At 47.1% G+C, this 14,796-nt stretch carries 12 protein-coding genes; 10 read left to right on the top strand and 2 right to left on the bottom strand.

All coding sequences use genetic code 11. The annotated features are described in order from the left end of the window. Positions 1-1,062 precede the first annotated feature (1,062 nt). From RBT11_05720 to RBT11_05680, 9 genes are all read left to right on the top strand, one after another. Complete coding sequence (locus RBT11_05720; GenBank protein MDX9786248.1) at positions 1,063-1,287, top strand: hypothetical protein; 225 nt, start codon at positions 1,063-1,065, stop codon at positions 1,285-1,287. Positions 1,288-1,314: 27 nt separating this feature from the next. Next, complete coding sequence (locus RBT11_05715) at positions 1,315-2,727, top strand: DUF1329 domain-containing protein (GenBank protein MDX9786247.1); 1,413 nt, start codon at positions 1,315-1,317, stop codon at positions 2,725-2,727. A gap of 121 nt (positions 2,728-2,848) precedes the next feature. Continuing rightward, positions 2,849-3,319 carry a universal stress protein gene (locus RBT11_05710; GenBank protein MDX9786246.1) on the top strand — a complete coding sequence of 157 codons (471 nt, stop codon included), beginning with the start codon at positions 2,849-2,851 and terminating at the stop codon, positions 3,317-3,319. A gap of 94 nt (positions 3,320-3,413) precedes the next feature. Continuing rightward, positions 3,414-4,367: a YCF48-related protein gene (locus RBT11_05705; protein MDX9786245.1), complete on the top strand. Its 954-nt coding sequence runs from the start codon at positions 3,414-3,416 to the stop codon at positions 4,365-4,367. Positions 4,368-4,495: 128 nt separating this feature from the next. Beyond that, a complete protein-coding gene (locus tag RBT11_05700; GenBank protein ID MDX9786244.1) occupies positions 4,496-6,931 on the top strand; it encodes an MMPL family transporter in 2,436 nt (811 codons plus the stop codon). 135 nt (positions 6,932-7,066) lie between these two features. Continuing rightward, a complete protein-coding gene (locus RBT11_05695) occupies positions 7,067-8,542 on the top strand; it encodes a hypothetical protein (GenBank protein MDX9786243.1) in 1,476 nt (491 codons plus the stop codon). Positions 8,543-8,654: 112 nt separating this feature from the next. Continuing rightward, positions 8,655-9,098 carry a hypothetical protein gene (locus RBT11_05690; protein ID MDX9786242.1) on the top strand — a complete coding sequence of 148 codons (444 nt, stop codon included), beginning with the start codon at positions 8,655-8,657 and terminating at the stop codon, positions 9,096-9,098. A 549-nt stretch (positions 9,099-9,647) separates the two neighbouring features. Then, positions 9,648-10,844 carry a phosphotransferase family protein gene (locus tag RBT11_05685; GenBank protein MDX9786241.1) on the top strand — a complete coding sequence of 399 codons (1,197 nt, stop codon included), beginning with the start codon at positions 9,648-9,650 and terminating at the stop codon, positions 10,842-10,844. A gap of 1 nt (position 10,845) precedes the next feature. After that, positions 10,846-11,388: a hypothetical protein gene (locus RBT11_05680; protein MDX9786240.1), complete on the top strand. Its 543-nt coding sequence runs from the start codon at positions 10,846-10,848 to the stop codon at positions 11,386-11,388. A 661-nt stretch (positions 11,389-12,049) separates the two neighbouring features. On the opposite strand, the gene RBT11_05675 is transcribed toward RBT11_05680, so the two are convergent. Beyond that, complete coding sequence (locus RBT11_05675) at positions 12,050-12,361, bottom strand: EthD family reductase (protein MDX9786239.1); 312 nt, start codon at positions 12,359-12,361, stop codon at positions 12,050-12,052. A 304-nt stretch (positions 12,362-12,665) separates the two neighbouring features. Here RBT11_05675 and RBT11_05670 point away from each other — a divergent pair, with 304 nt between their 5' ends. Beyond that, complete coding sequence (locus tag RBT11_05670) at positions 12,666-13,967, top strand: FAD-dependent oxidoreductase (protein ID MDX9786238.1); 1,302 nt, start codon at positions 12,666-12,668, stop codon at positions 13,965-13,967. A gap of 16 nt (positions 13,968-13,983) precedes the next feature. Here RBT11_05670 and RBT11_05665 read toward each other — a convergent pair whose 3' ends face one another. Beyond that, the gene (locus RBT11_05665; GenBank protein MDX9786237.1) at positions 13,984-14,358 is read right to left on the bottom strand and encodes a hypothetical protein; all 375 of its coding nucleotides are present in this window, start codon (positions 14,356-14,358) and stop codon (positions 13,984-13,986) included. Between the last annotated feature and the right edge of the window lie 438 nt (positions 14,359-14,796).

Genomic DNA, 14,796 nt, shown 5'->3' with positions numbered 1-14,796 from the left:
ATAGCCTCTACATTTTACAATTGAAATGCAATGTTAGTGCCAAAATATCTTCGACAGGCTGCGGCATCAGAAAAATGGAAATGATACGCCACTGCCTCCTTTGTGGCCGTTAAGCGGATAGAAAGTATGATTTTAGAGAGTTAGGTGTCTCCTTGGGTGTTAAAAAAAAAGCAGGCCGGCAATTTGAGTAAGCGCATGTGTCGATGACAATTCATATAAAAGATTTGTGAGACATAGCAGCCGGTCAAATTAATACAACGTTGTTGTTGCAATAAGATCGTTCAAAAAAATTAATGTAGAAATTCATTTGGCAGCCGATAGATGGATGCCGCGAAGGCTATTTAAATAAGGTAGGGAAAATTGAAGGACTCGAAAAAATTCGGATTTCAGACGACTTTGTAAATAGCTCAAGATCAAGGCGCGCAAAATCCAGAAGAATGAGGCGTACTTATGGTCCGCCGCAATGATGAGGGATGCAGCGCAACGCGGATATTGGGCTTTTTACGAAATCGTCAAAATTGGCGTTACAATGAAAATTAGTAAGCGCGTGATGTGCGAGAAAAGCGCTTTATGTGCGATTCGCGCACATGGGTATTATAAGCCTTTTTAGTAGCGTACATATGGGTTGCATATTCATAATGCATATTTATCAGTAATAAATACAATGTGTTGAATTCAAAACACCCTTTCTATTTTGCAAAATCACAGCCGAGCTGGCATTTTCAAAAGCATGATGAATGTTACCACCCGAGAAGCACGAGGTTCTGTGTAAATCTCACAGGATTTCAGTATATACAACCCATACGATGTATGGGCGCGAATGAATTAAAGCTTATGGCATAATTCGTGCTAATCAACAATAACAGTCACAAATAAAAAATCCCCATTTTATAAAAAATACATTCTCTCGCTGCCGAATCTGATGGCACACGAATAAGCAATGCGATAGCTATCTGCTGGTGGGTTATCGAAGTGCAAAAAAATATGCTCAGTAGAGCGATGACTTAAAAAAAACCTATTGTAACTACTTAGGTATTCAGAATTCAGGAGCCAGAATTCAGAATGAAACACAAAGCACCAATATCTTCATGCAACTGTATGAATCCGGCTGCCTTCAGTTGTATTTATTCTGAATTCTGTCTCCTGGATACTGGTCAGTTACAACCTAATTCATTATCACCACGTCAATTTGGCAAACAAGCAGATGGCAAATACAAAGAAGATAACAGGGCAAAACCATTTGAAAATGCGATAAATATCGAAAATAATCATTCAGTTGATAGTTAGGTATACAGGGAAAGGAGAAGAGTGGTCATGTTAATCTTAAACCAAAAGGGGGGGCAAGCTATGAGAGTCAAGGGCTTTGCAAGATTGTTGATCGCAATTTTGCTACTGGTGGTGTCCGGTTATTTCAGTTCGCTGTATGCAGGGAGCAATTATCAAGAGGTGCAGGCAAAGCTGTTCGAACAGATACCCGTCAAACCGGGGGATACCGTCAATGCTTCGAACTGGCAATCGGTGAAAGATTTACTGCCGCCATCCATGGTTGAATGGGTCAAGGACGGTAAGCTTGAAATGAAAATCGGGGAAATTCAATACGAATTTTCCGCTGATGACGCATATAAAAAACGATGTGCGGCAAATGCGGGCAAATATGCGTTGAATGAAAATAAGTCCGTTATTGACAAACGTAGCGGAGAAATTCCCAAGTACATTGAGGGGCGTCCGTTTCCGACCATCTATGAAGAATGGAAGAATGACCCGGACGCGGGGATCAAAATCATGCACAATGTCTTTCTGGATGTTTCCAGATCGGGTGCAACGGTTGTTGATTTTGATATTAACTGGGTCAATTCAGAAAAGATGGAGCGCGGGTTGGCGGGAAATTTTAGTCGTTACTTTTTCTGGAACCGACCCGACGGACAACAGCAAAACCCAAACGATTATAGTTATTTGGAGCTGTATTTTATCAGTCAACCGCCGGATTTGAACGGCATGATGACATTGTCAAAACGATATCTTGAATTCCAAACCGATGACTATTTTGCCTATGTTCCTTCCATCAGAAGGGTGAAAAAGCTCTCCGGGGCCGCCCGCTCCGATCCATTCGCAGGTTCCGATTTTGTTCTGGATGATTCCAACGGATGGGAAGGGAAGAACGAGTCCATGACGTGGAAAGTGCTTGACCGCAAAATAATTCTGATGCCGCTGCAGGAAAATACGCTGGATGAGCCGATAAAGGGGTTTCAAAATGAAAGCGGGGCCTGGGCAATGGATATGCGTCGCAAGTCCGTTAAAGCGGCTTGGGAGGTGCCGGGTAACAAGGAACTGGCCTGGATGCCGACCAACGTGGTGTGGGTTCCCAGAGACATGTTTGTCATCGAAGGAATGCCGCATGATAAGTACTACAATTACGGCAGACAGATCATGTATGAGGATACCACTGTCGGCGGTGTTTACAAAATTGCCTACGATAAGGCCCTTACTTACTGGAAAACCCTGGTGACCGTGCCGGTTCCCGCGGTGTGGGGCGGTGATGACGGCAAGGCCTACCGGACTTTCTGCTCCCGAAGCTTCTTCCTGATCGTGGATGATAAAACCCAGCATGCCTGTACCACTCATTATGCGCGTAATTTGGACGGAAATGAATACCGGCATACTTACGGTGATCCAAACGTCAGACAAGGCAATTTCTCCGAGTCGATGATGGGAACCAAGAGCCGGTAATGTGAAACAGTGGATCAACGCTGCCTCATTCTTTAATAAGGGGGCAGCGTTGATTCGATAAATAAAATTATAATGTATTCAATAAAGAGATAATTTTGTTGGGTGAACAGAGGGATATCAAATGAATATACTTTTCCCTGTAGTACGTTTCAGCGATGTGTCGGAAAAAGTCGCGCCTTTCGTGGAATATTATTCCAGATTATGCGACTCCAAGGTTTTCGTATTAAGGGTAGAGCCGGCGATCGATCAGTACATTGAGATGCGGCTTAAGGAAGCGGGCGAGTGGCTTGAAGAATTTATCACGCAAAACCTGGCAAATTGCACCATTGCGCGGTCCGATTTTGTAGCAGGTGATCCGGCGGCTGAAATCATCAAATATGTCGACAACCATCAAATTGACATGGTGATCATCGGCACGCATGGAAGGCAAGGGTTGAAAGATATTCTTTTTGGCAGTGTCGCCAAAGATGTCATCAGCAAGTCTTCGGCGCCCGTATTGACGGTGAATCCCCATCGGCTGAGCGATTCCTATATGTCAAGAAACGAAGCGTGCTTTCAAAGCTTTTCAACGTGTCAAAACAAAAAACCGTAAGCATGGCAAGACGAAATTGAGAAGGAATGTCGTGATGAGATCGTTTAATGGGAAAAGTATACTTCTTGTTTGGGTGTTGTGGTGTTTCGTGGGGATGAATTCACATTGGGATCTTGCCGATGCCAAACCGGGAAGAATCCCCGCCAAATCGTTGAGTTATAATTTTTATGATATCTGCCGCGTTGATGACCAGAACTTCTGGGTGTGCGGAAAGTCCGGGTTACTTTATCGGACGCAAGACGCCGGCCTGACATGGGAGCGGATGCGTATTGGTGCCGACCAGTCCCTTTTCGGCGTCGTTTTTCTGAGCGAGACCCGCGGCATCATCGTCGGGCAAGAGGGGCTGGTAATGGCGACGGACGATGCGGGAAAGACGTGGGAAAAAGTGAATACCCCTGCGGATCAAGCGCTCCTGACCCTGGACTTTTATGATGATCGGCACGGCATGGCCGCCGGAGACTGGGGGAAGATTATTGCCACAAATGATGGCGGAAAGACATGGCGAAACGTGTCCCTGGAAGAGGATATCCTGCTGTACTGCATTAAACTGACAGGTCCCGAAGAGGCCTGGATGGCCACTGAAATGGGGAGAATATACCACACCACGGATGGCGGAAAGACCTGGGATAAACAGGCACTGGCATACGGCACATTAACCGCGATCGACTTTGATAACTGTGGTAACGGAGTGGCCGTTGGAATTGAGGGACTTGTCCTTCGAACCACCGATGGGGGGAAAACCTGGGAGAGCAGCACCATCACGAAAGAGTCCCTTTATAATATAAGGTTCAATGATCGAATAGCGCTCATCGTTGGAGATGCCGGCACCATTTTTTATCAGGTCCCGGAGCCGAAAAAGGAATGCCCGATAGGGGGCGTCTGGATCGGGGACAATTGGAAACCCATTAAGGTGCCGGTCGAGCTTCGGGCGAACTGGTTGCAATGCATTGAACTCAAAGGCCCGCAGCAGTTTATAATCGGCGGTGCGCGGGGATCTATTTCCTATGTTCACGGCACAACATTGATTTGGCCCGGGGCCGGCGAATAAATGCGCTAAAGCGCTGTATAGTGGTCATCACATCATCACCGGGTATTCCCGAGAATATCCTAATATGAAACGGCGGTTCACTGCCGGCATATTGGGTCCTAAGTAAATAAATTTTAAGGAGTCAACCGATGGAGGAGAGCGGCGGAAAATTCTGGGCCAGCATCGTTGAACGGCAGTTGAAGTATCGATACTGGGTCATGGCCGGAATGATTGTATTAACCTTGTTTTTTGCCCAGGAGATATTTTTCAAACTCAAGATTGAGACGAACTTTTTTGAACTTTATCCACCGAAACATCAATATATCCAGTTGTATAAAGAGTTTCGAAAGATGTTCGGATCCGCCAACGAGATGACCATCGTTCTAAAAAGAACGGACGGCAAGGACATCTACAATCCGGTCACCATGCGTAAGTTGGACGAATTGACGCAAGGCGTCCTTAAAATAAAAGGCGTCAATCCGCTTCAGGTTACCTCCGCCACCCATCCCAAGGTCAAACAGATCATGATCGGGCAGCTCGGCGTGGATGTTCAGCCGTTAACCTATCCGGCGGTAAAGGGATATCCTTCAAACGAAGAAGAGTGCGACATTTTCAGGAAAACGGTCTACGGGCAAGACGGTATTCGCGGGTTTTTCATCTCCCTCGACGATAAATCCGCGGCCGTGTATGCAGCCTTCTGGGAGGAAGGCCTGGACTTCGATTATCTTTTTACCACCGTCAATGAACTGACCGCAAGTGTGTCGGATGAAGCCCATGAATGCCAGGTCAGCGGGTATCCCATGCTCTATGCATGGATGGCGCACTACAAACTCCAATTGATGCTTGTATTGCTGGTAACCATGCTGCTGATGATGGTCACGCTGATCGTGTATTTTAGAAGTCTTAGAGGGCTTGTGATTCCGGTTGTTTCTGGCATCCTGAGTGGCATTTGGGGATTGGGCTTTGCAGGCGTGATGGGATATAATATCGATCCATTGCTGCTGGTCGTTCCGGTGTTGCTTTCCGCAAGAGCCCTGTCGCACTCCTGCCAGTGCATGGATCGATTTCACCAGGAGTTCGCCGTCATAGGAGACAAAAACAAAGCCATTGTAAAAGCGTATTCGGCGGTTTTCGCACCATGCCTCGTCGGCGGGTTTACGGACGGGCTTGGGTGTCTGACCATCTGTATCGCCACCATCCCGCTGATGCAAAAGCTGGCTTATGTCGCCAGTTTCTGGGTAATCAGCATTCTGATGTGCGTTACCATCCTGAATCCGATTATACTTTCCTTTCTGCCGGCGCCGCCGATAGAGGAAAAGGTTAAAGTCAGAAACTGGCTGGGGAAAAGAAAATTTTCGGTTTGGAGTATTGTTTATCAGAAAATCATGGACTTTATCCTGGGGTTGTCCGGACCAAGAATGAAATGGGTGACCTTGGGTGTCATTATTGTTTTGGTGTCCGGCGGGTTTTACACGGCCATGCATCTGAAAATCGGGGATTCGAGTGCCGGCGGGGCCATTTTATATTCGGACCATCCTTATAATGTGGCCGCCAAGACCATGAACGAAGGCTTCCTGGGTGACTCCAAACTGGTGGTGGTGCTGAAGGGCAGGGAGAAAGGTGCCATCAAGGATCAACAGACCCTGAACACAATGGAAAAGCTCGGGGACTTCATGCAGAACAATATCCCCAATGTCGGCGGAACCGCCAGCCTTGCCGACATGGTTCGGAATATCAACCGAATGTATCATGACGGGGTTCCCAAATGGGAGATGGTGCCGCAAGACAGCAAAACCCTGGGGCAGATCTACTTTATGCTTGCAGGTGGCATGGCGCCGGGCGAGATGGACATGAAGGTCAGCATGCCGGATTACACCGACTCCAATGTCACGGCGTATTTCAGAAATTACAACCATGCAACCATCAAACAGGCAATTGAAAAAACATCGGAATTTGCGCAAACGGTCAATGCGGATCCCAATTCAAAAGTAGATATCAAGTTGGCCGGTGGTATTTTAGGGATTTTAGCTGCCGTAAATGAGGAAGTGGAATGGTCCTACTGGGCGATTTTTATCGTCATTTTCACTAGTATTTTTCTTTTATGTGCTATTACCTACCGCTCATGGAAAGCGGCGCTGATCCTGATACTCCCGGTTTACGTTTCCCAGGTGGTCTGTGAGATGTTTATGATGTTGAATCATATTGATCTGAACATTGACAGCTTACCGGTGGCTTCTGTCGGCGTTGGTGTTGGAATCGACTATGGCATATATTTGATGAGCCGACTAAAAGAGGAGTGCGCCAAAACAAACGATTTTGAACTGGCCAAACTAATGGCGCTGACTACCACCGGAAAAACCATCATGTTCACTGCGATTACGCTGATGCTCGCGCTGATTCCCTGGCTCTTTTCATCCATCAAGTTTCAAGCGGAGATGGGGATATTGATCCTTGTCTTGATGGTGTTCAATATGATCGGTGCCATTGTATTTTTGCCGGCCCTGACGGCGGTTTTTAAACCCAATTTTGTCAAGCGAATGGGGACGACGGAACCTATAAATAAAACTGCAATTGCAGTTGGATAGCCCATGCGTCTATGAATTAATAGCGACCTGAAAGCCGATAGGATTCATAGGGTAAATAGAAAAGAAAAGAATAAGCAAAAGAGGCTTGGCAGTGAACGTGAATGAGGAATCACATAAAAAGAGGAGGGGAGAGTTATGCGTCAAAAAATTAGTGTCGTGGTTGCAGCATTCGCTGTAAGCTTGTTCCTTTTTCAAATGGGTAACGCCGCGTTGGCAAGGATCAGTGGGTTTGATACGGAATTCCACGGGCATTTGCAGTCCAGCTTTACGCTTCGGGACACCACCGGAATGCAGTATGGTTTTCTGGACCAAACAGAAGGGGTTCAAGCCTTGCAGGAGTTGCTGCTTGACCTTGCGGTAAGTCCCAATTATGTCGGGCTAAAACCCGATTATAGAATTGAGAAGATATTTTTTCGGTATCGCGGTGCCTATGATGCAATTTTTGATCTTCGGCAGGAAGAATATAAGGGTGTCAGAGACAGTGGATATAGCAGATTTGATTTGGATAAGGATGATCTCAAGTTTGAGAATGATATGCGGGAGATCTTTATCGACATGGTGGCGGAACCTTCGGGCTCACAGTTCAGATCCAACTTGCGATTGGGCCGTCAGATCGTGCAATGGGGCGAGTCGGACGGTTTCAACCTGATCAATGTGGTCAACCCGAATGACTACCGAAGACAATTGTTTTTTGCAAACCCTGAAGATCTTCTTGCCCCCTTGTGGATGGGAAGGTTGGATATGAAAACCGGCGGTGGCGGTACCTTCAAGGAATTTAACCTGCAGTTGCTCGCAATTCCGGATATCCGACCCAATATTTGGGCGCCCATGGTGCCCACTGATGCGGCTCCTTACGGGATTTGGTTTGAAGAGATAGGGATTGAGGTAAGGCAGGATCAGGTGCGAAGCAGCGGTGTGGAGAATATGGAGGGGGGAGTCCGGCTGGGCACCGTCATTGCCGATACGAATATTTATTTATACTATTTCGACGGGTGGCAGCATGAGGGGATTTGGGGAAGATTGCTTTTAGACCCCACATCCATTGCGACGGACGGATACATGACGCTGGCGCATCCCAGGGCACAAACCTACGGATATTCTTTTGCCACCTTCATTGATCATGGCGGCTTTGTTTTCCGCGGGGAAGGGTCCTTGACAAAGGGAGCCGCGACGTTTGATCTGTCATCGCCCAATCTCCGGTCAGAGCATGACCACTATCAAGCGTTATTGGGGTTTGATAAGGACTTTTCCCAGGTGGTGCCGGGCACGGATTCAGCATTGGTAACCAATTTACAAATATACTACAGTCATATTTCCGGTATTGAAGATGATCTGTCGATATACCCCGTAGCGGTACCGGATAATTGGCGAGCCACCCTGGTGCTTCAGACAAATTTCTGGAATGGCAGAATTACGCCGTCGCTGTTTTTGCTATACGATTTTGAAGGTGTTGCCTTGTGCAATCTCAGTCTCAATTACACCATTGATGACCATTGGTACATGGGCGTTACGTCAATGAGCATTTGGGGGGATACGAACAATGCTTCTCCATGGATGCCGTACATCGAAACCGCAAGCGAGTTGAACTTTAAGGTGGGTTGGAGATGGTAATTAGGGACTAAAAGGGTCAAGACCGCCCGAATACGGGCGGTCTGAAAACCTGATCCGAAATGGCATGTTCACTGAATTGAAATTTACTCATATTATTAAAAGGAATGTGAATATGAAAAAACAATATTTGTCCGTCGGCGTAGTTTTGGTGATATTTTTTTGCGCGATGTTGACAAACATATCAACTGCGTTCGCAACTAATGAACCGGAAACGGTATTGGTAAAAATTAATTCTTCTGAAGGCGGGGATAAATTAATCCCGTCACCGGAAACCGTCAATGTAAATAAAAACGCCATTGTTGTCTGGATGAACGCAGTCTCAATGAGAGAAGTCAAGTTAATTTTTGAAGACGGGAAAACATGCCAGGATGTCGTGTTAAATCCGAATATGCGGATCGCTGGGTTTTTTCTTGATTCCAAAGGGTGTTATTCAACCAGTTTTATGGATTACGCCTCCACAACCTCGCTTCAGTTTCCGCAGTCCGGGACATTCGAATACAAGTTGTTGTCCGAAGATGGAAAAATGTCTGGAATGGGAAAAGTTGTTGTCAAATAAAGATATTGCTGATGGATTTAGAGGCGTGATGCTTTCAATAAAAGCGCCTCTATGAGCAACAAGGAAGGTATTGAATTTGAATCACTGTTATTGCGTGTGTATCAGGTTGATTACAAATTCACCCTTGAAACAGTTTTCTGGAAGCTATCCGTTTGCGGATAGGGCCTTTTATGGTGAGCGATTTAATACCCGTAAGGATCACGCAGCATCAACTTCATTATTTGAAATTAGACCCTACGTGACAACCTCGAAGCAGGCCAGATAACAAGGCGCAATTAAACTCAAAGATTTCGCACAAAGGAAGTGGAAAATCTTTTTGAGGCCATTGACAGCGCGGGGAACTGGCCTTGCTGTGGGTATGTGCAACCCCCATTCGTGCTTTCCAATGGTTATTTTAAAAATAATTCCTGAAATGACAGGATCATTATAGATGAAAACAACAAAAATATACCGGCTAATAAAAGTCCCAAATGGGTAGATGTAATAAAAATTGAAAATTCAAATATTTGGCTGTTATGTAGTATTTTTTGGCAGTAAGGAGAGAACATAATGATAAAAGTTGACAAAAACAATCCGAGCAAGGAGTTTATAGAAACGATCCGTCGACGGTTTCCAATAGAAAGTGAAATCGATCGCATATTGACCAGCAAAATGAATAGAAGACCCGGGAAAATGTTTTCGCCGTTGACTCTCGAATCGTTGTCCAAGAATTTAGAGCAGTTTATTCGAAGTAAATACGATCAACCTTTCAAAATTTCCGATGTGGATTGGTTGCCGGGGGGGGCCTCGAAGTTGCAGGTAGGGTTTATTCTAGAGTGGGGGCCCCCGGGCGATAAGGTTCATACGCCCATGGTGTTGCGAATGGAGCCTGAGGAATCGATTTGTGAATCCAGCCGCTCACGGGAGTTTCAAATTATTAAGGCGTTTGAAGGAACTGTGCCGGTTCCTCCCGTTTACTGGGTAGATGAACAAAAAGATTATATGCCACTTCCTGCGCTTATCTACGGATTTGTTGAGGGTGTTACAAAACCCAAAAACGCTGTTAGAAACGTCACGGGTGTGGGGTTGAATGTTGGCACCCGATTAAGAAAGATTCTGACACCGCAATTCATTGGGCATCTTTCAATAATACACACATGCGATTTTAAGGAATTCGAGCTGAAAAATTTTGATTGCCCCAGAGTCGGCACTACAGAAGCCGCCTTGTGGGCCGTGAATTGGTGGGAGAGAGTCTGGGAGGAAGACGCGGGCGAAGATGTGCCTTTATTGCGGTACACTGCCGCCTGGCTGAGGGACAACCTGCCGATAACCGATCGGTTATCAATTGTTCATGGAGATTTTCGCACCGGGAATTGGCTTTTCAGGGAGGAAGATGGAAAAATAACGGCCTGGCTTGATTGGGAACTTGCCCATATTGGTGACCGGCATGAGGATTTGGGATGGGCCATGCTTTCTGCTTTCGGGCATATGGACGAAGATGGAAAAAAATTCCTGGTAGGCGGATTGCTGCCTGAAAAAGAGTTTATAGATGCTTATGAGAAAGCCAGCGGAACAAAGGTTAACCCGAAAACGCTCTATTTTTACCGCATTCAGGCGCTTTACAAGAGCATTGTGATAACGCTTGGAACAGGGTATCGAATCGCTAAAATGGGAAAAACCCATCAAGATGTCCTTGTCGCGTGGCTTATGGGCGTGGCTCCTGTATTGCTGGCTGATCTTTCAGAACTACTCGAAAAAGGAGAATGATATGCAAATGCAGCCCGATTTTCAAATGACTGTCATGATAAAATCGCTAAAAGATACCATTATTCCTGCAATAAATCAGAATAACAAACTTGCGATAGAGCAAGCGAATCTGGTAATGGGCATGCTTGGCATTATGGAACAGCGAAACAGTTTGCATTTTCGTTACACCCGAGATGAGCTCGAACGGATTCTTGGGTTATCTGAATTGCTAAAAAAAAAAATTAAGGGTGGGCTAAAAACGAAAGAAGCGCTGGAAGAATTGGCATCTGTTGAATCGGTAGCTAACGATGTGCTGGGTCGTGCCCTTGCTGAGCCTACGGAGCTTGTCAATGCAGTTCTATTGTTAAGGGACGTTGTTGGAGTCGTAATTCAGGCAGTATTTACAGACGGTGAAGAAGAAAGCAAAATGGTGGCGCGGGAAAATATTCTTTCCAATGCCAAAGAACAACTATTGCGTGAAAGATCCTGGTTGATCATGCAGGGATGGGAAGTTGATCCAACGAAAATTCCGCCGGTTGAGAGCCTGATCGGAGCAGAACATTAACATTGGCGCCGATGTTTTTTGGGCTCTACTACCTATTTTCAACCAAAATGGCGTTGACTTAGGCAATAAACTGGATAACCGCTGGTTAATTGACCCTAATTCCTTAATGGTGATCACTCACTTCAGAACTTCTGACATGGCCTATTTAAATTACTGATCTTATTTGACAGGTGGTAAAATATGGCGCAAATTGTGATGCAACAAAAATGGAGATTTTAGCCGTGGGGGGAGATGCATGAGGCGATGCCGGCTTTCAGCGCTAATGAATCGGTGCGCTATGCCGGCGTTTTGCTGGCGCTTCCGGTTCTTTGTCAGTTGGGTCTGCTGGAAGGAGCGAAGAAGGTATATGGATGCCCGCGGACATCCTGCCCGGTAAGACGGCCGGAATATTGTCGGTCAATTTTTATCCGATGGCCAATCCGCGGTTTAATGGGACACTAAACAAACTGTGCGAGATTATGAATCAAGAAGAATTTCTGTTTCCCCAGACCCGGCTAAAAATTATCTTTGACGCTATGGCTGTTGTATCTGGAATTGCGCCATGTCAGGAGTTCTGAACTTAAGACAGGCAGAGAGCACCATTTAGAAAATTCTTGTAATAATTGAAGGCGCCACCTACTTTGGTACCGGGGGTTAAGGGCTATCGCCCCCTGTGCCTTTTCTATTTTTTGATTTCACTGATCTGAATCACGGGTTGAATGTCGGTATAGTTGGGAATATCCGCCATCATCGCTTCGGCATGGGGTTCAAAGGCGCTCTGATACGCCGCTACTGAATCAAAATAGAGATGACCCATGGCGCAATACATTGGGCGTGATCCGGGCGCTGCGCCTCCCAGGCCCTGTTCTATTTCAACGCGTTTACATGCAGCGCCCAGCTTTTGTTGGACCATGGGAATATGCTTATGGCAGTAATAGTCCATATCAAATTTTTTGCCTTCTTCGTTCGGATAAAACACGCTGACCTTGATCATTTACGTTTTCACCTTTCTGGTTTTGGTTATTGAACCGGTGCTTGCGGTGTTGCTTTTTCGGTACATCAAGACATACTGGTTTTGGCTTGTTATGGCACAAACTGTCAAGAACGAAAACATGACCCGTTTGGGAAATTCAGGGATATTGCAACAACGCCTTGTCCCATGGATTGGCCGTGCACACCGCTGATGAAGGCCAGTTTAAAAAAATTACGGTTAAAAGACCATGGAGTTGGTTGCAAATTGGGCGGACAGAGCGTACAATGCGACAAAAATCGCAGACAATAATTCAAAGGAGACGCTTATGAAGACAGCTGTGATTGGTGGTGGCCCTGCAGGATGTGCTGCGGCCTATACGCTAAGAAAACGCGGTCACGAGGTCCGCCTTTTCGAAGCCCAGGATCATGTTGGTGGTCGAACGAGTCAGCTCAAAAAGAATGGCTTCAGCCTCGGCACGGGCGCGCTCTTTCTGATGGGGGGCATCTATCCCCGTACCAATGCGATCCTCAAGGAACTGGGCCACTATGATGATCTTGTTCCCTGGAAGGGAAAGACCCACCTTGTCGATCGGGACAAGCAGCGCTACACGGTTGGTTTCGACAAGATCGGGAGTTTTCTCAATCTGCCGACGTTTTCCCTTCGCGACAAGCTGCATATTGTCATGAAGGTAGCGGGGCTCTTTCTTTCCCCCGGGCCAAAAGGCGGCTTTGACGGTGCTGAACTGGCGAAGTTTGACAGAAACGAGAATCTGGAAAGCTGGTCGCGACGAATTCTCGGCGAAAAGGGGCATAACTACATTACGGTTCCGTATATGGGTTTTTTGTATGCGGTGCCGATGGCGTGGCTTTCAACTCCTTTGTTGCATGCGATCATTCTGCAGTTTTATAAAATGGCGCTGTCGGTGCCGCCGGGCGGTATCGGTCAGGTGTGCGACTGGATGGTCGAGGGAACCCCAGGCCTTCAGCTTTATCTTTCAACCCCTGCGGAAAAGGTTACGCGTAACGACAAGGGATTTACGGTAATCGCCAAGGGAGAGTCCTATGATGCCGACGGCGTGGTTGTGGCGCCGGAACCCGGTGTGGCGGCGGATGTACTCCAGGACTTGATTCCCGCTGAATCTATCAAAAAACTTCGGGAGTGCCGCTATTCCGAATACGCCCACGTACAGGTGTGTTACGAGAAAAACCCCTGGCCCGATTTTCCCGTCGATATCGCGTTGCCTGCAAATGACCTGCGCAATTGGGGCGCCTGTGTGCTGGGAAGCCGTCGCAACCCCGGTTCGGTTCCCAAGGGGGGGGAAGCGGTCGGCGTTTACTTTTACACGCCACCTTTGGCGCGCATGACTGACGAAGACATCAAGAATGAGGCGCTGATGGCGGTGACGGAAGTCTTTGGCGCTGCGCCGCCGCCAAGCTTCGTGGAGTTGTTCCACTATAAACGCGGCCTTTCCATTGCAGGGCCGGGCCATTACGGTACGCTGAACTCCCTGCACAAGGAAATGCCCAAGGGCATTGCCCTGGCCGGCGATTATTTCGCTCACGCCGGTGTTGAAGCCGCCGTTTTGAGCGGTGAGCGAGCCGCCAACCGGCTGATGGATGCGTTGTAGCCGCTGCTTATCCGCTTCAGTCGATAGGGGAGGGTGCGGCATCGTGCGGCAAGGCGGATCGAATAAAGGTTTTCCCCGGTTCTTTTTTACATGAAATTGCCTTGCCGCACCCACTGCAGTTTAAGTTGAGCTGCATTCGGGAATCGATGGTAAACCCACCGGGGGTGAAATCGATATGAAGGGGTTGCCCCAGGTCCAGTAATGATTTTTCGATGACAAAGGTTAACTTTCCATAATGATATGCCCTATCATCACGCCGGATGGTATCGGTGACCAGTGCCAGTTGTTGCCCGCTGCATGCATTGGTTAGCGATATTCGAACGGGTTCTATTTTCTTTCCTTTAAAATAGCGTAAAACCTGCTTTTGAGCCTCTTCCGTGATGGTAACCATAATGCCTCAAAGGGGGGATTCGGGCCGGACACACGCTCCGTTCCCGGGGTATAGTTGATTATGTTGGGCAGCGCCGTCATTCATTGCCATCCTAACCCGGCAAAGCCGGAAGCTGGACGCCATGCATGCTGGGATGCTTGGCAGCTAACAACCTTCTGCAATCATACACACTTTTTCGGGCATGTTTCTGATAACGGGTTTAAATATTAAGGAAACACTATCGGCGGCTTCGGAAGCCGGCCGGTTTCATGCCGACCGTGTCCCGTCGGCATTTATAACAAATCTCTTGGCTGTTCGCCAGTGCCCATTCATCGCTATGCCGACGATCCGGTATTGAAGGGACATGGAGAACAGCCTGTCAGCGCTGGTGGTGCCCATTGCCGGTTTGGTCAAAATAAAACCAACACCTTCGCTTGTAAATATGATATCTGTGGCCAA

The sequence above is a fragment of the Desulfobacterales bacterium genome (assembly GCA_034003325.1).
Classification (GTDB): Bacteria; Desulfobacterota; Desulfobacteria; order Desulfobacterales; family JAFDDL01; genus JAVEYW01.
The sequence above is the reverse complement of the archived record's forward strand: the minus strand, read 5'-3'. Positions and strand labels throughout refer to the sequence as shown.